This window comes from Hydrogenophaga sp., assembly GCF_019635465.1.
Classification (GTDB): domain Bacteria; phylum Pseudomonadota; class Gammaproteobacteria; order Burkholderiales; family Burkholderiaceae_C; genus Hydrogenophaga.
The window spans coordinates 173,077-192,082 of sequence record NZ_JAHBZK010000001.1 but is presented as its reverse complement, the minus strand read 5'-3'; the positions used below and the strand labels follow the sequence as shown (position 1 = coordinate 192,082).

The 19,006-nt window shown below is 65.9% G+C and carries 20 protein-coding genes; 10 read left to right on the top strand and 10 right to left on the bottom strand.

The window, feature by feature from the left end; genetic code table 11:
- The first annotated feature begins 4 nt into the window (after nt 1–4).
- The 6 genes from KF871_RS01005 (at nt 5) to KF871_RS00980 (ending at nt 7,412) form a co-directional block, all read left to right on the top strand.
- On the top strand, nt 5–2,623 hold the full coding sequence (locus KF871_RS01005) for a CHASE2 domain-containing serine/threonine-protein kinase (protein WP_291136975.1): 2,619 nt from the start codon (nt 5–7) through the stop codon (nt 2,621–2,623).
- A 10-nt stretch (nt 2,624–2,633) separates the two neighbouring features.
- On the top strand, nt 2,634–3,419 hold the full coding sequence (locus tag KF871_RS01000; RefSeq protein WP_291136972.1) for a Stp1/IreP family PP2C-type Ser/Thr phosphatase: 786 nt from the start codon (nt 2,634–2,636) through the stop codon (nt 3,417–3,419).
- Between the two features lie 55 nt (nt 3,420–3,474).
- Entirely contained in the window at nt 3,475–4,101 is a 627-nt protein-coding gene (locus KF871_RS00995; RefSeq protein WP_291136969.1) for an FHA domain-containing protein, read from the top strand.
- A gap of 131 nt (nt 4,102–4,232) precedes the next feature.
- The gene (locus KF871_RS00990; protein WP_291136966.1) at nt 4,233–5,024 is read left to right on the top strand and encodes a 3',5'-cyclic-nucleotide phosphodiesterase; all 792 of its coding nucleotides are present in this window, start codon (nt 4,233–4,235) and stop codon (nt 5,022–5,024) included.
- A gap of 198 nt (nt 5,025–5,222) precedes the next feature.
- Nucleotides 5,223–5,660 (top strand): pilin, encoded by a 438-nt coding sequence (locus tag KF871_RS00985; RefSeq protein ID WP_291137389.1) that lies wholly within the window; start codon nt 5,223–5,225, stop codon nt 5,658–5,660.
- A gap of 108 nt (nt 5,661–5,768) precedes the next feature.
- Complete coding sequence (locus KF871_RS00980) at nt 5,769–7,412, top strand: O-antigen ligase family protein (RefSeq protein WP_291136963.1); 1,644 nt, start codon at nt 5,769–5,771, stop codon at nt 7,410–7,412.
- A 19-nt stretch (nt 7,413–7,431) separates the two neighbouring features.
- Here KF871_RS00980 and moaC read toward each other — a convergent pair whose 3' ends face one another.
- Nucleotides 7,432–7,935 carry a cyclic pyranopterin monophosphate synthase MoaC gene (gene moaC / locus KF871_RS00975; protein ID WP_291136961.1) on the bottom strand — a complete coding sequence of 168 codons (504 nt, stop codon included), beginning with the start codon at nt 7,933–7,935 and terminating at the stop codon, nt 7,432–7,434.
- A 126-nt stretch (nt 7,936–8,061) separates the two neighbouring features.
- On the opposite strand from moaC, the gene KF871_RS00970 reads away from it, so the two are divergent.
- Nucleotides 8,062–9,609 carry a M48 family metalloprotease gene (locus KF871_RS00970; protein WP_291136957.1) on the top strand — a complete coding sequence of 516 codons (1,548 nt, stop codon included), beginning with the start codon at nt 8,062–8,064 and terminating at the stop codon, nt 9,607–9,609.
- Nucleotides 9,610–9,636: 27 nt separating this feature from the next.
- On the opposite strand, the gene KF871_RS00965 is transcribed toward KF871_RS00970, so the two are convergent.
- Both KF871_RS00965 and KF871_RS00960 read right to left on the bottom strand, forming a co-directional pair.
- On the bottom strand, nt 9,637–9,987 hold the full coding sequence (locus tag KF871_RS00965; RefSeq protein WP_291136954.1) for a phage holin family protein: 351 nt from the start codon (nt 9,985–9,987) through the stop codon (nt 9,637–9,639).
- Between the two features lie 3 nt (nt 9,988–9,990).
- The gene (locus KF871_RS00960) at nt 9,991–10,701 is read right to left on the bottom strand and encodes a TerC family protein (RefSeq protein ID WP_291136951.1); all 711 of its coding nucleotides are present in this window, start codon (nt 10,699–10,701) and stop codon (nt 9,991–9,993) included.
- Nucleotides 10,702–11,032: 331 nt separating this feature from the next.
- On the opposite strand from KF871_RS00960, the gene KF871_RS00955 reads away from it, so the two are divergent.
- Nucleotides 11,033–11,719: a TerC family protein gene (locus KF871_RS00955; RefSeq protein WP_291136948.1), complete on the top strand. Its 687-nt coding sequence runs from the start codon at nt 11,033–11,035 to the stop codon at nt 11,717–11,719.
- 75 nt (nt 11,720–11,794) lie between these two features.
- Nucleotides 11,795–12,196 carry a DUF3717 domain-containing protein gene (locus KF871_RS00950; RefSeq protein WP_291136944.1) on the top strand — a complete coding sequence of 134 codons (402 nt, stop codon included), beginning with the start codon at nt 11,795–11,797 and terminating at the stop codon, nt 12,194–12,196.
- Nucleotides 12,197–12,214: 18 nt separating this feature from the next.
- Here KF871_RS00950 and KF871_RS00945 read toward each other — a convergent pair whose 3' ends face one another.
- Both KF871_RS00945 and purB read right to left on the bottom strand, forming a co-directional pair.
- The gene (locus tag KF871_RS00945) at nt 12,215–12,982 is read right to left on the bottom strand and encodes an MBL fold metallo-hydrolase (RefSeq protein WP_291136941.1); all 768 of its coding nucleotides are present in this window, start codon (nt 12,980–12,982) and stop codon (nt 12,215–12,217) included.
- A gap of 131 nt (nt 12,983–13,113) precedes the next feature.
- The gene (gene purB / locus KF871_RS00940) at nt 13,114–14,529 is read right to left on the bottom strand and encodes an adenylosuccinate lyase (RefSeq protein ID WP_291136938.1); all 1,416 of its coding nucleotides are present in this window, start codon (nt 14,527–14,529) and stop codon (nt 13,114–13,116) included.
- 112 nt (nt 14,530–14,641) lie between these two features.
- Here purB and KF871_RS00935 point away from each other — a divergent pair, with 112 nt between their 5' ends.
- Entirely contained in the window at nt 14,642–15,256 is a 615-nt protein-coding gene (locus KF871_RS00935) for a glutathione S-transferase N-terminal domain-containing protein (RefSeq protein WP_291136935.1), read from the top strand.
- Nucleotides 15,257–15,277: 21 nt separating this feature from the next.
- Here the strand turns inward: KF871_RS00935 and KF871_RS00930 are convergent, their stop codons facing one another.
- Genes KF871_RS00930 through KF871_RS00910 form a run of 5 tightly spaced genes read right to left on the bottom strand, consistent with a single transcriptional unit; the run spans nt 15,278 to nt 19,001 of the window.
- Nucleotides 15,278–15,724 (bottom strand): nuclear transport factor 2 family protein, encoded by a 447-nt coding sequence (locus tag KF871_RS00930; protein WP_291136932.1) that lies wholly within the window; start codon nt 15,722–15,724, stop codon nt 15,278–15,280.
- Nucleotides 15,721–16,566 carry an SDR family oxidoreductase gene (locus tag KF871_RS00925; RefSeq protein WP_291136929.1) on the bottom strand — a complete coding sequence of 282 codons (846 nt, stop codon included), beginning with the start codon at nt 16,564–16,566 and terminating at the stop codon, nt 15,721–15,723. The genes KF871_RS00930 and KF871_RS00925 overlap by 4 nt, the downstream gene beginning before the upstream one ends.
- Entirely contained in the window at nt 16,563–17,105 is a 543-nt protein-coding gene (locus tag KF871_RS00920) for a DUF3833 family protein (protein ID WP_291136926.1), read from the bottom strand. The genes KF871_RS00925 and KF871_RS00920 overlap by 4 nt, the downstream gene beginning before the upstream one ends.
- A gap of 22 nt (nt 17,106–17,127) precedes the next feature.
- Nucleotides 17,128–18,453 carry an MFS transporter gene (locus tag KF871_RS00915; protein WP_291136923.1) on the bottom strand — a complete coding sequence of 442 codons (1,326 nt, stop codon included), beginning with the start codon at nt 18,451–18,453 and terminating at the stop codon, nt 17,128–17,130.
- Nucleotides 18,450–19,001 carry a chalcone isomerase family protein gene (locus KF871_RS00910; protein ID WP_291136919.1) on the bottom strand — a complete coding sequence of 184 codons (552 nt, stop codon included), beginning with the start codon at nt 18,999–19,001 and terminating at the stop codon, nt 18,450–18,452. Before KF871_RS00910 ends, KF871_RS00915 begins: the two co-directional genes overlap by 4 nt.
- Nucleotides 19,002–19,006: the final 5 nt, after the last annotated feature.

The following is a 19,006-nucleotide window of genomic DNA, read 5'->3' as shown; positions in this document are numbered from 1 at the left end:
CGCCGTGCCTTCCCCCGATGTTGCCGATGCTCCCAGACGCCGTCCGCGCCGTTGGCGCGCGGACGCGCTCACCGCATTCGGCGTGCTGGCGGTGGTGGGGGCGCTGTACTTCGGCACCGACCTGATCGACGCGCTGGAACGCCGGTTCTATGACCACGGCAGCACCGCGTCCGGGCGCAGCCCCGGGGACCACATCACGGTGGTGGCCATTGACGATGCGAGCATCAATGCCATTGGGCGCTGGCCCTGGCCGCGCGAGGTCCATGCCGAACTGATCGACCGACTGAGCGCGCTGGGCGCTCGCACGATTGCGCACACCGCTTTCTTTTTCGAACCGCAGACTTCGCGCGGGCTCGAACCCATCCGGGCGCTGCGCGAACGCATTGCCGGCCCGGATGCCGCACTGAGCGACCTGGGGCCGCAGGCCCAGGCCTCTCTGCTCAGGGACCTCGCGGTTGCCGAGCAACGGCTGGACAGCGACTCGCGCCTGGCGGCGAGTGTCAAGGCCTCGGGTCGCGTGGTCCTGCCGTCGGTGTTTGAGCTGGGCGAGCCGCGCGGCCGCGCCGATGCACCCCTGCCGGCATTTGCGCAACGCAATGCGGTGCCCGACCTGGCCGGTTTTGGTGTGCCGGCCCAGCGAACCCAGCAGCCGCTGCCAGCGCTAGGCAATGCCGCAGTGGCCGTGGGCCACCTCAACCAATGGCTGGACCCCGATGGCGCAGTGCGTCAGGAGCCCCTGCTGGTGCGCTTCGACGGCGTGGCCGTGCCCTCGATGGCCTTGCTGGCCGCCGCACACAGCCTGAATTTGTCGGCCGCCGACATCCGGCTTCAGCCCGGCGAGGGTCTTTCACTTGGTCCGGGTTTCATTCCGACCGATGACCTCGGCCGTGTGCTGCCGCAGTTCTATGCCGCTGCCGGACGCCCGTCGGCGTTTCCCACCGTGTCCGTGCAGGACGTGTTGGCGCAGCGCGTGTCGCCCGAGCTGATCCGCGACCGCATCGTGATCATCGGCGCCACCGCTGCGGGCGTGGGCACCTTGTTCAATACCCCAGTCGGCACCGCGCTGTCGCCGGCCGAGATCCTGGCCCACACCACCGCCAGCGTGCTCAATGGCCACTTCATCGCCAACCCGACCTGGGGAGCGTTGGTGGTGCTGGCTTTGCTGGTGCTGATCCTTGTCTACCTGATCTGGTGGTTGCCACGCCTTGGCGCCGCCGCCGGTGCCACCGTGACCGCCGCCGGCCTGGCGATGCTGCTGGGAGGTGAATTCCTTGTGCTGTCCCGTGCGGCGCTCTGGTTGCCCCTGGTGTTGCCGGCCACGCTGCTGTTGCTGGGTCACCTGGCCCTGACGACCCGGCGGTTCCTGGTGACGGAGGCGCGCAAGCGCCAGAGCGATCAGGAATCGGCCGAGACCAACCGCCAAATGGGCCTGGCCTTGCTGGGCCAGGGCCAGCTCGACATGGCCTTCGATCGGTTCCGGCGCGTGCCGCACAGCAAGGCCCTGATGGACAACCTCGGGCAACTGGCCCTGGATTTCGAGCGCAAACGGCAATTCAACAAGGCCGAGTCGGTATACGCCCACATGGCCGCGCTGGACCGCACCGACCCGTCGCTGCGCACGCGCCAGACGCGCGCTCAGGAACTGGCCAAAACCGTGATGCTGGGCTCGGGCGGCGCGTCACATCCTGGTGGGACCCTGGTGCTGGACCAACCCGGCCTGGCGCAGCCCATGCTCGGTCGCTACCAGGTCGAGAAAGAGCTGGGCAAGGGCGCCATGGGTGTGGTCTACCAGGGGCGCGACCCCAAGATCGGGCGGGTGGTGGCCATCAAGACCCTGGCGTTGAGCACCGAGTTCGAGGGCCTTGAGCTTGAAGAGGCTCGTCAGCGGTTTTTCCGCGAAGCCGAAACCGCGGGAAGGCTGCAGCACCCCAACATCGTGACCATCTTCGATGCGGGTGAAGAGCATGACCTGGCCTACATCGCCATGGAATTCCTGCAAGGCCATGACCTGCAACGGCATACCCGGTCCGGGCAACTGCTTCCCGCAGCCACCGTGCTGCGCATTGGGCAGCAAGTGGCCCTGGCGCTGGATCACGCGCACCGCCAGAACGTGGTGCACCGCGACATCAAGCCCGCGAATGTGATGCTCGACCCTGCCACAGGTGCCATCAAGGTCACCGACTTCGGCATTGCGCGCATCACCGACAGCACACGGACCAAGACCGGGGTCGTGCTGGGCACGCCCAGTTTCATGGCGCCCGAGCAGTTGGCCGGACAACGCGTTGACGGACGGGCCGACCTGTACGCGCTGGGCGCCATGCTCTATCAGTTGCTGACGGGGGAGCTGCCGCTGAGGGGCGAGTCTCTGTCGGCGCTGATGTACCAGATCGCCAACGTCGCGCCGCCCGACATCCGCCTTCTGTGCCCGGCGGCACCCGACGCGCTCTCACAACTCTTGCGCTCCCTGCTGGCCAAACAACCGCAAGACCGCCCTGCCAGCGGTGCCGATGTGGCGGCCGCGCTGCAATCCATTCACTGGACCGACGATGACCATGCCTTCGACGCCACCCAACCCTATCGATCATCCGCCGGTGACCGTTCCTCTCCCAACGTCCCGGTATAACGCCAGCGCCATGAATTTCGAGTTCCACGCCCAGACCGACCCAGGATTGGTCCGGGACAACAATGAAGACGCCGTCGCGCTCGATGCGGAGAACGGCGTGGCCGTGCTGGCCGACGGCATGGGGGGCTACAACGCCGGCGAAGTCGCCAGCGCCATGGCGGCTACCTTCATCAAGTCGGAGCTGGGCCGCTGGATCGCCGAAGGCGGCCATGAATCCAGCGCGCGCGAACTCAAGCGCGCCATGGAGGTGTGTGTCGACAACGCCAACCGCTCGATCTTCAACGCGGCCAATGCCAACCCGCAGTACGCCGGCATGGGTACGACCCTGGTGCTCGGCGTGTTTCTTGACGGGCGTATTGTGGTCGGCCACGTGGGTGACTCCCGTTGTTACAGATTGCGTGGCGGAGAGTTTGTGCAGATGACCCGCGACCATTCGTTGCTGCAGGAGCAGCTTGACGCCGGCCTCATCTCGGCCGAGCAGGCCCAGTACGCCACCCACCGCAACCTGGTGACCCGCGCACTGGGGGTCGAGGACGCGGTGTTGCTCGAGGTCAACGAATTCCGTGTCGAAGAAGGTGACGTCTACCTCATGTGCTCCGACGGCCTCAACGACATGCTCAGTGACGAGCGCATTGCCGCCCTGCTGGTGACAGCGGGCACGCTCGAAGAGAAGGCCGCCGCACTGGTGTTTGCAGCCAACGAAGCGGGCGGCCGTGACAATATTTCGGTGATACTGGCGCTTGCCCGTGCCAAACCGGCACGCCGTGGCTTGCTCTCTCGCATGCTCGGACAATAATCCGCACCGCATACCCATCCCTACAAGCGCATTCAGGTACCCAGAGGAGTCGGCCATGCCGAAAATGATCGTTTCCATTGACGGCGTCGTCATCAAGGAGGTCCAGCTCACCAAGGACCGCACGACCTTGGGCCGCCGGCCGTACAACGACGTGGTCATCGACAACCTGGCCGTCAGCGGCGAGCACGCCGTGTTGCAGATGTCCGGCTCGGACGTCTTCCTCGAAGACCTCAACAGCACCAACGGCACCTACGTCAACGGCAAGGCCATCAAGAAGCAGCAGTTGCAGGGCGGTGACACGATCGAGATCGGCAAATACAAGATCAAGTTCGTGCACGACGGCGCCGATGCGCACGAAAAGACCATGGTCATCAACGCCGGCGCCGTGGTGTCGGGTGGTGACTCCGGCGCCATGCCCCTGGCACCGGCCGCCATCAAGGTGGTCAGCGGCTCGGCCGCCGGCCGCGAGGTGGCCCTGACCAAGGTGGTCACCACCATCGGCAAGCCCGGTGTGGCCGTGGCCGCCATCACCCGCCGCCCGCATGGCTATGTTGTGGCCATGGTGGAAGGCACGGTCAAGCCCACCGTCAACGGCGAGCCGCTCACCACCGAAGGGCGCGACCTGCGCAATGGCGATTTGCTTGAGCTGGCCGGCACGCAGATGCAGTTCGTTCAAGGCTGAGCCCTCCCGGCGTTGCCTTTTATTACCCCCTGGCGAAGTCGCGCCCCTTGAGGGCGCGACTTTTTTCACGCCGTCCCTTTGGCGCCGCGGGTACCCTCTCCCCCCGTATTTCTGCACGGAACAGGTTGCGCATGAGGGTTCGCGTACTGGGTTGCTCGGGCGCCATTGCCCAGGGCTGCCGCACCACCGCATTTCTGCTCGACGATGACACGCTCATCGACGCCGGCACCGGCGTGGGTGACCTCAGCCTGGAGGAAATGCTGCGCATTGACCGCGTGTTGCTCAGCCATGCCCACCTGGACCATGTGGCGGCCCTGCCCCTGCTGCTGGACGCCGTGGCCTCGCACCGGCTGGCCTCTGGCGCCGGGCCGCTGCAGGTGCATGCCCTGCCCGGCACCATCGATGCGCTGCGTGCCCACATCTTCAACGACCTGATCTGGCCGGATTTCTCGGTCATCCCCAGCGCCGCTGCGCCCCTGCTGCGTTTCGTGCCCTTTGCCGTTGGCGACACGCTGACCATTGGCACAAAGCGCATCGAGGTTCTGCCGGCCGTGCACACCGTGCCGGCGGTCGGCTTTGCGGCCTCCAACGCCCAAGGAGGGGCGCGATGGGTGTTCAGCGGCGACACCGGTCGCAACCCTGCGTTCTGGCACCGGGTCAATCAGATACCGGTCGCTCACCTGGTCATCGAAACCGCCTTCAGCGACCGCGAAACCGACCTAGCCCTGCGCAGCCTGCATCTGGCGCCCTCCCTGCTGGCCGAAGAACTGCGCCAGCTCGCCCCCGAGAAGCACCCGGTGATCCACATCACCCACACCAAGCCGGCCGAGACCGCGCTGATCATCGAAGAGATCCACCGCTTCGACACCGAACCGCGTCACGACATCCGCTGGCTGAGTGCTGGGCAGGTCTTCGAGGTGTGACAAACCTTGTCACCCAGCCCCAAGGTGACAAATCCTGTCGACGTGAATTGGCGCAAGCACCGGTGAAACATCACGCTTGAGCCGGTCATCCCCGCTCACCGCACGCTCATCAGCCCTCGCCCGGTTGGCACGCCGTCTGCACTGAGGATCACGTCCATCCCAACCCCCCCTGTTTTTCCAGAGGAGTTCTCCATGCAAATGAAGCGTGCAATGCAAAAAGGTTTCACCCTGATCGAATTGATGATCGTGGTGGCCATCATCGGTATCCTGGCTGCTGTGGCTCTGCCGGCTTATCAGGATTACACCGTGCGTGCAAAAGTGTCGGAAATTATGCTGGCTGCGTCGTCTGCTCGCACGAACATCAGTGAAGCTGCCCAGACGTTGGGTGAAATGCCGGCTGACGCGAGCGTCGCGGTCGACAGCCAAGTTTCCAAATATGTTAAGAGCGTCGCATACGCGAACACCAACGCCTCGGTTGGCGTGATTACCGCTACGGGCCAAGGCGATCCGAAAATTCTTGACAAGACCATCGATCTGACGGGCACGATTCAAGGGAATGGGCAGGTGGTCTGGGTGTGCGCGCCCGGTGCAACCAACCCCATGGATGGCAAATACTTGCCGACCAGCTGCAAGTAATTCAGCACCAGTCTAAGCAGGAGGGCCCCACCAGGGGCCCTTTCTGTTTCCGGTACATTGCCACCTATGCGTGATCTACCCATTTGGACTCCACTTGCCAGCGTAGCCTTGGCCCTCGCTTGGTTGATCCCAAATGCCTCACCACCTTGGTCCGCGTTTCACAAGGATGCGTGGGCCTCGTTGGTGATGTTGGTGGTCGGCTGTTCTTTCCTGTTGACGGCGCCCAGATCTGAAAAAAGCTATCGACTGGACCCAATTGCAAGTGCTCTTACGATGCTTGCAATTTGGTCCATTGGACAATGGATGACTGGAAAGATATTTTTTGGAGGCCATGCCGTTCTTGGCTTCTCCTATTTGTCGGCTGGAGCTGCTGCGATCGTGTTGGGGCGATCGTGGGAGGAGCGTCAAGTCAATGCGCCGGGCGATTTTGTGTTTGGCGCGATTTTAATAGGCGCACTGGGTAGTGCGGCACTCATTTTGGCGCAGTGGCTGGGCATAGACGCCAACGATGTGTGGGTTAGCCAGGTTGATCCTTCCGGGCGTCCGTATGGCAATCTCATGCAACCCAATAATGCCGCTACATTGCTTTTGTTGGGACTGGTATCGCTTTATTGGTTTCATGTCCGCGGCATGCTCCGTGGGTTGGTGGGCATTGTTGCCGCAATCTTGATCCTGTTCGTGCTGGCATTGACGGGCTCTCGCGTTGGCTACCTCGCGCTAGCTATTTCGTCAAGTTTGATGGTTTTGCTTGGGGGTATGCACAAGGAATTTCGTCGTCAGCGCTGGGCGGTACTATTTCTGATGGTGTTGCTTCCAATCTTTGTTGTTGGTGTTTCGTCGCCCTCTGGCTCGATCGACGGTGCGGCTTCAGTTGGGCCTAACCTCGAATCAAGACCGTTGACGAGCATTCGCTTGATGACCTATGAGGCACATCTGAACGCCATTCTTGCCAACCCATGGTGGGGAAACGGCTTTGGTCAAGGTGTGAAAACTCAACTCCTGGCCGCGGAATTGGGCTATCGGTTGCCCGGTTTGTTTACATGGGCACATAACGCGTTTCTCGACATCGCCGGATGGTTCGGGGTGCCTGCACTATTTGTGCTTCTGGTTGCCATCTTCCTCGTTGCTCGAGCGCTGCCTTGGTCCAATCCAACGCCGACGAGGGTGAGCTATTTTCTGGGTACCTTAATTGTCCTTCTGCATGCCATGGTTGAATTGCCACACGGCTACGCCTATTTCCTTCTACCTTGCTGTCTGCTTGTGGGGGCGATGACCGCGAATCTCGGTGTGGTGGCATTTCGGATGCCGCGCTGGATGTTTGTCGGGGCCTTTATGGGGTTGGCGCTGATATTGGCGGCGTTGACTCGTGACTATCTTCGCGTGGAGGCGGCATTTCTCCAATGGAGGTTCCAGAATGCAAACTTTGCGCGGGCCAAGCACGTTGACATCCCAAGGGTGGTGCTGCTTGATCAGTTTCAGGCGTTGATAAAGGGCCTTTCGCAGCCGGAAGCAGACTTGGATGAAAAAGATATCACAGAGTTTGAGCAGGCGGTTCTCCTTTTTCCATCTGCTTCAGCACTTCAGCGGTTGGCCGAAGTACAGGTCCTAAGAGGACGAACTGACAACGCGATACGAACCATTCAAATCGCACAGGTGCTTACAAACCAAACTGAATGGGCGGAGATGGCCGCTCGATGGAAATACCTTGGAGGTATCAATCCGATATTCCGTGCTGTGGAGTGGCCTCAGTAGGTAGGGAGTGCTTGGCAGGTCAAGCGGCGTAGTTGCCACTCTTCCCCCCCCGCTTCTCCCTCAACCTCACCCCTCCCATCACCATCCCCCGATCCACCGCCTTGCACATGTCATAAATGGTGAGCAGTGCGACCGAGGCAGCGGTCAGGGCTTCCATTTCAACCCCCGTCTGGCCGGTGCATTCGGTGGTGGCGGTGCAGCGCACGCTGTGGGTGTCGGGCTCGATGTCGAAATCCACCGCCACGCGCGTCAGGGCGATGGGGTGGCACAGGGGAATGAGGTCGCTGGTCTTTTTGGCGGCCATGATGCCGGCGAGGCGGGCGACGCCGAGCACGTCGCCTTTCTTGGCGGTGCCGGACTGGATCAGGGCCAGGGTGTCGGGCTGCATGGTGATGCGGCCCTCGGCGATGGCCACGCGGTGCGTGCTGGCCTTGGCGCCGACGTCGACCATGTGGGCCTGGCCCTGGGCGTCGAAATGGGTGAGGCCGCTGCCGGCCGGGGTGTCGGGGTGTTGAGCTGACATGGTGTAACCCGGCTTCACCGGCCGTTGACACGGCCAGCGGGTGAACTGGAATGGCTTGGCGGCATCATACGGGCCATGCTTCGCCGCACGCCCGTCTCCCGTCCCCCCCTGTCCAGGGTCGCCACCTTGCTTTTGTCGGCCGCACTGCTGTGCCCCGCGCCAGGGGCGTGGTCGCAAGTGAATGGGGCGCCCACCAACGGGCGCTCCCCGGCTGCCTCGCCCAACCTGCCCAGCCTGGGCGATGGCGAAGACCTCACGGTGGCGGCCGAACGTCGGCTGGGGGACCGCATTGCGCAAAGCATCTACCGCGACCCGGATTACCTCGACGACCCGGTGATCGGCGACTACCTGCTGCAGCTCTGGCAGCCACTGTTGGCGGCGGCGCGCCGCCGCGGCGAAGTCTCGCCCGAGCTGTCCGAGCGCCTGGCCTGGGAGCTGATGATTTCGCGCGAACGCAGCGTCAACGCCTTTGCCCTGCCTGGTGGCTACATGGGCGTGAACCTGGGTCTGCTGGCGGTGACCGAGCGGCCCGAGGAGCTGGCTTCGGTGCTGGCGCACGAGATGAGCCACGTTGCGCAGCGCCACATCGCCCGCATGATGAGCAACGAGCAGCGCATGGCACCCTGGATGATCGCCAGCATGATCCTCGGCGCCCTGGCGGCGGGGGCCAACCCGGACGCCGCCGGCGCAGCCATTGCGGGCAGCTCGGCCGTGGCCGCACAGCAGTCGCTCAAGTTCTCACGCGACATGGAGCGCGAAGCCGACCGCATTGGCTTCGGCGTGATGACCGGTGCTGGCTTCGACGGCCACGGTTTTGTCGAGATGTTCGGCAAGCTGCAGCAGGCTTCGCGCCTCAACGACAGCGGCGCCTACCCCTACCTGCGCACCCACCCGCTGACCAGCGAGCGCATCGCCGACATGCAGGCGCGCCTGCCCGAGGCCACGCCCGCGCTCGGCCCGCGCGCCGATGCCGCGCCCCAGTTGCAGGGCTTGCCTTCTGGCATGCAGCACGCCCTCGTCTCCGCCCGCGCCCGCGTGCTGGCCGAACGGGACAGCACGCGATGGGCCACCTGGGTCGAGCGCGCGAGATCGCCCGACGCCAAACCCGCCGACCTTTACGCCGGGGCGCTGTCGGCCCAGCGCCTGGGGCAGAGTGCCCGCGCGCTGGAGCTGAGCGAGCGGTTGCGCAAGCTCACCACGGGCGACGCGGCCCGCGGCGTGGCCGACGCCCTGGCGATGGAGTTGTTGCTGTCCCCGGGCGCGCCCGCACAGCCTGCGCTGTTGGCCGAGCTGCGCGACGCTGCGCTGGGCGCACAAAGTCGCGCCATGGTGATGCTGGGCGCGCAGGCGGCCATGGCCACCGGGCAGGCCGAACGCGCCACGTCGCGCCTGCAGGCCTGGACGGTGGAGCACCCGCGCGACGCGCTGGCCTGGCAACTGCTGGTGCGCGCCAACCAGGCACAGGGCCATACCTTGCGGGCGGTGCGCGCGGATGCCGAGGCCCACGCCGCCCACTACGACTGGGATGGCGCCCTTGAGCGCCTCAAGGCGGCGCAGGCCTTGCCGGCGGCGCAACGCAACGCCGACCCGATCGAGCTGGCCATCGTCGACAGCCGCCGACGCGATGTGGAACAGCGCCTGCGCGATGCGATGCGCGACGACGATAAGCGTTGAGACTGGCGGTAGGGCCGGCGGCGCCGCTCAGCGAATGCGCAGGCCGCGCAGGGCCGCGTCGACCACGACCATGATCACCGAATAGATCAGCGAGCCGAGCAGCGCGGCCCAGAAGTCGCGCACGAAGAAGCCGTCGAGCACCGAGGCGGCCGCCCAGAACAGCAGCGCGTTGATCACGAAGAGAAACAGGCCCAGCGTGACCACCGTGACCGGCAGGGTGAGGATCACCAGTACCGGGCGCAGCACCAGGTAGAACAGACCGATCACCGCCGCCGCGATCAGCGCCGACGGAAAGCTGCGCACCTCCACCCCGCTGTAGAGGTAGGCCACCAGCAGCAGCGCACAGGCCGCCAGAAACCAGCGCAGCAACAACTTCATCGATCAAACCTCCTGAGGGCCGTTCGCCCGTTGGGCAACGCGGCGATTGTGCAGCCAACCGGCCAGCAGCACACCGGCGATGACCAGACCCACCACGCCCCAGTAGGCCGCGAACTGCGCCAGCTCCGGCCCTTTGAACCAAGGCGCGAGCAGCTTCTCGTTGACGATCATCTTGCCGGCGGTGAAGGCCAGCACACCGGCGCCGAGGTACATGATTGCCGGGTACTTCTCGACCAGCTTGAGGATCAGCGTGCTGCCGAACACCACGATGGGGATGCTGATCAGCAAGCCGATGACCACCAGGTCGAAGGCGCCGCGCGCCGCACCGGCCACGCCCAGCACGTTGTCGATGCCCATCACCGCGTCGGCAATGATGATGGTCTTCATGGCGCCCCAAAAGGTGGTGGCGGCCGGGCCGTGTTCGTCGCCATCGCCCGCGTCCTCGGCGATCAGCTTGTACGCAATCCACACCAGCGCCAGCCCACCGATGGCCATCAGGCCGGGCAAACCCAGCAACCACACCGCCACCAGCGTCATGGCCGAGCGCACGACGATGGCACCGACCGTACCCCACACGATGGCGCGCGTCTGCAGGTGTTTGGGCAGGTTGCGTGCGGCCAGGGCGATGACGATGGCGTTGTCGCCGGCGAGCACGAGGTCGATGACGATGATGGCCGCGAGCGCGGACCACCAGGCGGCGGACATGAATTCCATTCAGGAGCTCCAGATGGGGTGAGGTCTGAAGGTCTTGCCCAGCACCCTTTGCTCGGTGCCCGACGCGCCGGGTGCCATTGGCTGGCACCGTCCTGACGACACGTCGTTTGGCGCAGGCGCACACGCCATGGTTGGCGATGCCCCGCGCTTGGGAGCTACTCCCCTTCCGCGAAGCGCGCATTGTAGTGGGCGGCCTGCAAGCGCGGCCATGCGTGGTTTCCGCACGCCATGTACGCGGTACCACGCATCGGCGCCCTGGCCGCGGCTGACTACACTGCCGCCAGCCCGCTGGCCGGCCGCGCCGGCCATTCCCCCTCACGCGCGCAACACCATGGACCTGCTTTCCAACCCCCAGTTCTGGCTCGGCCTGGGCCAGATCATCTGGATCAACATCATCCTCTCGGGCGACAACGCCGTGGTCATTGCGCTGGCCGCGCGCGGGTTGCAGGGCAAGCAGCAAAAGCAGGCCATCTTCTGGGGCACGGCGGCGGCCGTGGTGCTGCGGGTGGTGCTCACCATCGTCGCGGTCAAGCTCATGCAGCTGCCCTGGCTGCAGCTGGTGGGCGGCATTCTGTTGCTGTGGATCGGCGTGCAGTTGCTCAACGACGGCGACGACGGCGAGTCCGATCACCATGGCAACAGCAACCTGCTGACCGCCATCCGCACCATCCTGGTCGCCGATCTGGTGATGAGCCTGGACAACGTCATCGGCGTGGCCGCTGCCGCCAACGGCAACATCACGCTGTTGGTGTTCGGCCTGGCCATTGCCATTCCCATCGTCATCTTCGGCAGCACGCTGATGATCAAGGTCATGTCGCGCTTTCCCGTCATCGTCACCCTGGGTGCGGCGCTCATTGGCTGGGTGGCGGGTGAGACGGTGGTGTCCGACAAGATGATCGAACCCTGGGTGCCGCACCACTCGGTCGGTTTCTATCTGGCCGCGGTCACCGGTGCCGTGCTGGTGGTGCTGACCGGCAAGCTGTTGCAGCGGCGCAATGCCGCCCGCGCCGAGGCCTGATCCACCGCTGGCGTCGACAAGCGCGAACCCGTGCCGGGGGCATGGGTCATGGGGCGCCTTTATCATCGCGCTCCCATGGCCGGCATCCACATCACCGACATCGAAGCGGCCATCAACTGGTGGCGCGAACGCAGCCCCTCACCTGACGGGGTATCGTTGCCCGGCCCCACGCGCGCGCTGGCCGAGGTCTACGCGCTGATGGTGTACTTCGGAGAGACCGAGGCCGACGAGCACTCGCTGCCGCCCAAGGCGCTGGAGGCCTGGCTGGCCTGGTACGCCACCACGCCCGACACACCCTGCATCGCCATTTGCTCCACCAGCCAGGGTGACCCTGTCTGCAAGGGATGCGGCCGGCGCTTCGACGAAGTGCAGCGCTGGACGGAGATGTCGCCCGGCGAGAAGCGCGCCTGCTGGCACCGCATCACCATCGAGGGCACGGCCCTGCGCTTTCACCGCTACAAGGAGCGCGCGCTGTAGCGCACCTGGCGCCGGTCTTCAGGCCGGCACGGCGTAGTTGGCCTGGGTCAGGTGGTCGATGCCACAGCTCAGGCCTTCGACCCAGTCGATGAACGCCGGCACCGCGTCGCCCGCCATGGGTGAGCCGTGCTGCGGCACGATCATGCGGATCGGCAGGCTGCGCGCCATGTGGGCCCACAGCTTGAGCACCTTGGACGAGACCATGTAGCGGCGATGGAAGGCTTCCATGCGGGGAATGTGACTGTCCAGCGACGTGACCACACGCGCCGCGTCGGCCGAGGTGCCCATCGACACACCCAGGTCCCCCGAGAACAGGATGCGACTGACCGGGTCCCAGAACTGGAAGTTGCCTTCCGAGTGCATGAAGTGCCCCGGCAAGGCCACGATCTCGCTCTCGCCCAGCGCGATGCGCATGCCGGGGTCGGGGATGCCGATGATGCGGTCCTGCGTCTTGCCGGGCTTGCAGAAGTGCGGTGCAAAGCGCTCCCACAGGCGCGAGATGTACAGCGTGGCCTGGGTGCTGGTCATCCAGCGGTCGAGCGAGGCGATGATGTCCGGGTCGGCGTGCGAGGCCAGGATATTGTCGAGTTTGTTCGGCGGGAAATAGCGTCCGATGGTGAGCAGCAGCTCGTTGTAGGCCACGTTGCCACCCGGGTCAATGATGGCGCCGGCGCCCCCGTGGATCACCAGAAACTGGTTGGCCTGCACCGCCTCACCCCCCTCGTCCGCGAGGTGGGTGAACATCAGGCACACGTGGCCCTTCTCGTTGAACAGTTCGATCGCCATGCTTGCTTGCTCCCGTGCGTTGGCCACAAATGCATCGAGCGCCCGTGGGCGCTCGATGGATGCGAACTCTAGGTAAACCTTGCCGGGGGCAATTTGCGGAAGATCAAACCCCGTGAGCGGCGCCGCTCAGCTCAAGACCGGCGGGCGAGTTCGGCCGCCTTGCCGGTATAGCTGGCCGGCGTCATGGCCAGCAGGCGGTCCTTCTCGGCATCAGGAATCTCCAGCGAGCGCACCAGACCGTGCAGGTCTTCGGCACGCACGGTCTTGCCGCGTGTGACTTCCTTGAGCTTCTCGTAGGCGCCTTGCACACCGTAGCGGCGCATCACGGTCTGGATGGCCTCGGCCAGCACTTCCCACGAGGCGTCGAGGTCGGCGGCCACGGCCTCCTCGTTGAGCTCGAGCTTGTTCAAGCCGACACCCAGCGCGTGGTAGGCCAGCACCGCATAACCGAAGGCCACGCCCATGTTGCGCAGCACGGTGGAGTCGGTCAGGTCGCGCTGCCAGCGGCTGATGGGCAGCTTCTCGCTGAGGTGGCGCAGCAGGGCATTGGCCAGACCCAGGTTGCCTTCTGCGTTTTCGAAGTCGATCGGGTTGACCTTGTGCGGCATGGTGGACGAGCCGATCTCGCCCGCCTTGAGCTTTTGCTTGAAGTAGCCCACGCTGACATAGCCCCAGATGTCGCGCGACAGATCGATCAGGATGGTGTTGGTGCGCGCCACGGCATCGAACAGCTCGGCCATGTAGTCGTGCGGCTCGATCTGGATGCTGTAGGGCTGAAAACTCAGGCCCAGGCCCAACGGCTCGGCCGTCTCGACCACCTTGCGGCTGAAGGCTTCCCAGTCGAAGTCGGGCCAGGCGGCCAGGTGCGCGTTGTAGTTGCCCACGGCGCCGTTCATCTTGCCGAGCAGCTTCACGCCCGCAATGCGCTCGCGCGCGGTGCTCAGGCGCACCACCACGTTGGCCAGCTCCTTGCCCACGGTGGTGGGGCTGGCGGTCTGGCCGTGGGTGCGGCTGAGCATGGGCACGTCGGCCATGGCGTGCGCCATCTCGCGCAACTTGGCGATGACCGCGTCCAGCGCCGGCAAAAGCACCTGCTCGCGCGAGCCCTTGAGCTGCAGCGCATGGCTGGTGTTGTTGATGTCTTCGCTGGTGCAGGCAAAGTGCACGAACTCGGCCGCGCGCTCCAGCTCCGGGCGCGCCTCGAACTTCGATTTGATCCAGTACTCGACCGCCTTGACGTCGTGGTTGGTGGTCTTCTCGATCGCCTTGATGGCCTCGCCGTCTTCCTCGCTGAAGTTCTTCACCAGGCCCAGCAAGTAAGTGCGCGCACCGGGCGAGAGTGGCTTGAACTCAGCGAAGCCCGCGTCGGACAAGGCGATGAACCAGGCAATTTCCACTTGCACGCGGCGGTGCATGTAGCCCAGCTCGCTCATGAAGGGGCGCAGCGGCGCCACCCGGTTGGCGTAGCGCCCGTCCAGGGGCGACAGGGCGGAGATGGGGGAGAGTTCCGTGCCGGCAGGCGCGGCGGGGGCAGGGGTCGAACGCATCCCGCGATTGTAGGAGTCGCCCAACGCGCGACCAGCCTGCTCGACCGGTGTCAGGCGAAAGGCCGACACCGCTGGCTAAAATCGCCGGCCGTCACAGATCGCCCCACAGACCATGAAACTCATCGGTGCCGTCACCAGCCCCTACGTGCGCAAAGTGCGCATCGTCATGGCCGAAAAGAAGCTGGACTACCAGTTCGTGCAGGAAGACGTCTGGTCCGCCGACACCACCATTGCGGCCTCCAACCCGCTGGGCAAAGTGCCCTGTCTGGTGATGGAAGGCGGCGAGGCCGTGTTCGATTCGCGGGTGATCGTCGAATACCTCGACGGCTTGTCGCCGGTGGGCAAGCTGATCCCCGCGTCCGGACGCGAGCGCGCCGAGGTCAAGACCTGGGAAGCACTGGCCGATGGCGTGCTCGACGCCGCCATCCTGGCCCGCCTGGAGGCCACCTGGCCGCACCGCACGGCCGAGCAACGCAGCCAGGCCTGGATCGATCGCCAGATGGGCAAGATCCATGGGTCGCTCAAGTCCATGAGCCAGGGCCTGGGCGACAAGCCGTTCTGCTCCGGCATTCACTTCAGCCTGTCCGACGTGGCCGTGGGCTGCGCACTGGGCTACCTGGACTTCCGCTTCCCGGTGATCGACTGGCGGGTGAGCTACCCCAACCTGGCCAAACTGGGCGACAAGCTGGCGCAGCGCCAGAGCTTCATCGATTCCAAGCCGGCTTGAAGGTCCGAGCCCGCGCGCGGCTCACTCGCGCGCGCGGCGCTTGAGCCAGCGCATCAGGCCGCCCAGCAGCGGCAGCTTTTCGTAGAGCTCCTCGGCCGCGTCCCAGTAGTCGCGGTGGTCGCTGATGCGCCCGTCCTCGCCCATCACCAGGTGCGAGGCACCGCGCACACATTGCTCGGTGGTCGTGTCAAAGCGCTTGAAGCGAAAGCGGAACGCCCACACCAGCGTGCATTGATCGCCATCGACGAGACAGCGCGTCACCTCGAAGCGCGGTTGCTCGAGGCTGGCGTACATGTGCTCGAACACCGTGCGAATCGCCGCAAGACCTTGCACCTCGTTGAACGGGTCCTTGAAGCGCGCGTGCGGTGCGTAGATCTCGTCGAGCCGGTCGAGTGCGTGTGGGGTCAGTGCCTCATAGAACGCGACCACGCGTTGCGCTGCGGCGCGCGCATCGGGCAGCGTGCTCACAGGCCGGTGGCGCGGCGCACCGCGGCAAAGCTCAGACGGTAGGGCAGCAGGCGCAGCAGTTTCATCCAGCGGGTGAAGCGTTTGGGAAAGTGGATATCGAATTCTCCGTGCGCCCAGCCGGTCAACAACGACTCGGCGGCCTGTTCTGGGCTGATCAGCGCGGGCATGTCGAACGCATTCTGCGCGGTCAGCGGCGTTTGCACGAAGCCCGGGTGCACCACGCTCACACCGATGCCCAGGGGCGCCAGGTCCAGGTACAGCGTCTCGGCCAGGTGGGTCAGCGCGGCCTTGGTCGGGCCATAAGCCAGGCTTTTGGGCAGGCCGCGAAAGCCGGCGACGCTGCTCATCAGGCTGAGGTGACCCTGCCCGCGCGCGCGCATCGCCGGCAGCAGGGCGTGCAGCACGTGCAGTGCGCCCAGGTAGTTGATGCGCAGGTGCTTCTTCAGCTCGTCCAGATCGAAGGCATCGGCGCGCATCTCGCGGTAGTGGCCGGCGCAATACAGCATGACGTCGACCGGGCCCTGCGCGAGGATCTGGCGCGCGGTCAGGGCCACGGCCTCAGCGTCGCTCACGTCCATCGGCCAGGCCTGCGCGCCGGGGTGCGCGTCGACGAAGGCCTGCAGGGCTTCGCGTCCGCGCGCCGACACCAGCACCTGTGCGCCGCTCGCATGCAAGGCGTGGGCGGTGGCGGCGCCGATGCCACTGGACGCGCCCACCAGCCACACGCGGCGGCCGCGCCAGCTGACCAGCCTGGGGTTCAGCGGACCGAACAGGCCCGGTGCCCGCACCGCGGGCCGGTCGCTGTCGTTGCTGCGCTCGATCACAACGGGGGTGGTGCTCATGACGGACGCTTCACAAAGCTGAGCGTGACCTCGCCCAGGCGGATGCCGAACTTGCTCATGCTGGCCTTGTTGAGCATGACGCGCTCGTCCATGAGGTACATCCAGTCGTCGAACTGAACGTCGAAGGTGCGGCCGTCGATTGGCAGTTGCAGGGTGTAGTTCCAGCGAAAGGCGTTGCCCGCGGTGCGTCCGCGCGCTTCGCCAACCACGTCGTCGGCCCGGCCCACATAGACGCCATCGCCCTGGTGTGTCAGGCGCCACACCCGCCGCTGGCGCTCGCCATCCGCGTAGGTGAAGGCCTCATCGAGCACGCCTTCGTCGCCGTTCCACTGGCAACGCATTTCCACCACAAAGCGCCGCACCACCTCGCCAGAGCGGTTGGTGAACACGCCGTAGGCGTCCAGCGTGCCGTTGAAATAGCGGCGCAGGTCGAGTGCCGGGCGTTGATTGGCGTAGTCGGCGACCTGCGGGCTGGCGCAGCCGGTGAGCGCGCCCAGTCCGGCAACGGCGCCGGCGGTGAGCAAGGTTCGTCTTTGCATGGTGCGTGAGGTCCTGTGGGGGTCAGTGCAGCGTGGCCGGCGCGAGCCGGGTGGCGCAGGGGTGGCGGATCACGAGCCCGTACAGCGCGGCGGCCGCCAACAGCTTCAAGGTGCAGGGCAGCAGGCAGTAGGCGATGGTCAGGGTCTGCAGGGCGTCGGGCGATCGCGCGCCAGGCGCGTAGCCGAACCAGGCCAGCAGCGGCAGGGCCAGCCCGGCCGCCAGCGCCAGGTTGAGCTTGCCGGCGAAGCTCCACCAGCCGAAGTACGCGCCTTCGCGGCGGCCGCGTTCACCCAGCTCGCCGATCAGGCCGGCCAGCATGGCGCCGGGCAGGCTCAGGTCGCTGCCGAGGGCCACACCGCTGATCGCGCACACCAGCACGAACCAGCCGATGTCGCCCGCACCGAGCATGGCCGCCCACACAAAGGCGAACACCGCCAGCAGCATGCCCACCAGCCAGGTGCGGGCCAGGCCCAGCCGGGGCACGAGCCGCACCCACAAGGGCATCGACAGCGCCGCGCTCAGAAAGTAGGTGGCCAGAAACATCGGCTCCACGCTGGCACTGGCCTGCAGCCGGTCCTGCACGAAGAACAGAACCAGCGTGGCCGGCACGGCACTGGCAGTGCCGTTGACCACGAACACCAGCAGCAGGCGGCGAAACGCGGGCTGGCGCAAAGGCGAGTGCCCGCCCAGCAAGGACACGCCCGATGCCAATGGCGCAGGGCTGTGCCGCCAGAACCACCACCCCAGGGCCAACAACAGGGCGAAGGCCCATACCGTGGCGCCCAGCCCGGCGGTGCCCGGCAACACCGAGGCCAGCAGCACGCCGACCAGCGCAAAGCCCTCGCGCCAGGCCACCACGCGGCCGCGCTCGGTTTCGGTGCCGCCCAGGCGCGCACCCCAGGCCTGGTGGGCCACCGCGACGATGCTGTAAGCGGTGTAGGTGATGGCCATCACCACGCCGGCCCATGCCAGCAGCGCCGTGCTGCCTTGCGACAGCACCGCCCCAGGTGGAAACAACAGGCCCCACAAACCCAGCACCAGCACCACGGCGGCGGCACCGGCCACGGCCAACAGGCGCCGATCCGACTGCGCGCCCAGGCGGTCGCACCAACGCCCGATCAAGGGGTCCAGCACCGCGTCCACCAGTCGCGCGGCCAGCAGCACCATGCCCAGGGCCGCCAACGGTGCCGCAAACTCGCGTGCGTAGTGGTTGGGCAGCACCACGTACAAAGGCAAGGCCACGAAGGCCAGCGGCAGCCCGAGCAGGCCGTAGCGCAGACCCGCACGCCAGGCCCCCCGGCCGACGAAATCGGCCGCAGGTTCCGGGGCGCGACCGTGGCTGCTCATGGCTTGCCCTGGCCTTGGTTCAAGGCCTGCAACAGCCGCTCGCGCATGGCGGGTTGCGAGGTCCTGGGCGAGAGCCAGATCGCGAAGAAGCGGCGCGCAAAGCGTGCGTCATCGATGGCGCCCAAGGGTTTGTCGTTGAGGTAGAAGCGCGCGCCCTCGCCTGGCCGGTACAGCCCGGTGATGCGGTCGCCCGCCTTGACGTCGGGAAACACCGAACGCATGGCCTGCAACCAGCGTTGGGCGGTGGCCTCGTCCACCGCGCCCTGATCGTTGATCTCCTGCAGCGATCGCTCGGCGATGTCGCTGCCCGCAAAGTCGCGCAGGTAGGCCAGCTGCAGGGCAAACGGGTGGTCGTCGAAACGTTGGGGGGTGAACCCTGGCGTGGCATACAGCGTGGCGTCGTAGACGCTGAAGCCCCACACCCGCAATCGCGCTTGGCCCACCACCGATTGCCCTTGCAGCGCCTCGTCGAGCGAGGCGCGCGCTGGCGCGGGCTGGGCGCACAGCACAGCGCCGAGCAGCACACCGAGCAGGGCGGTCGAGCGCATGGTGG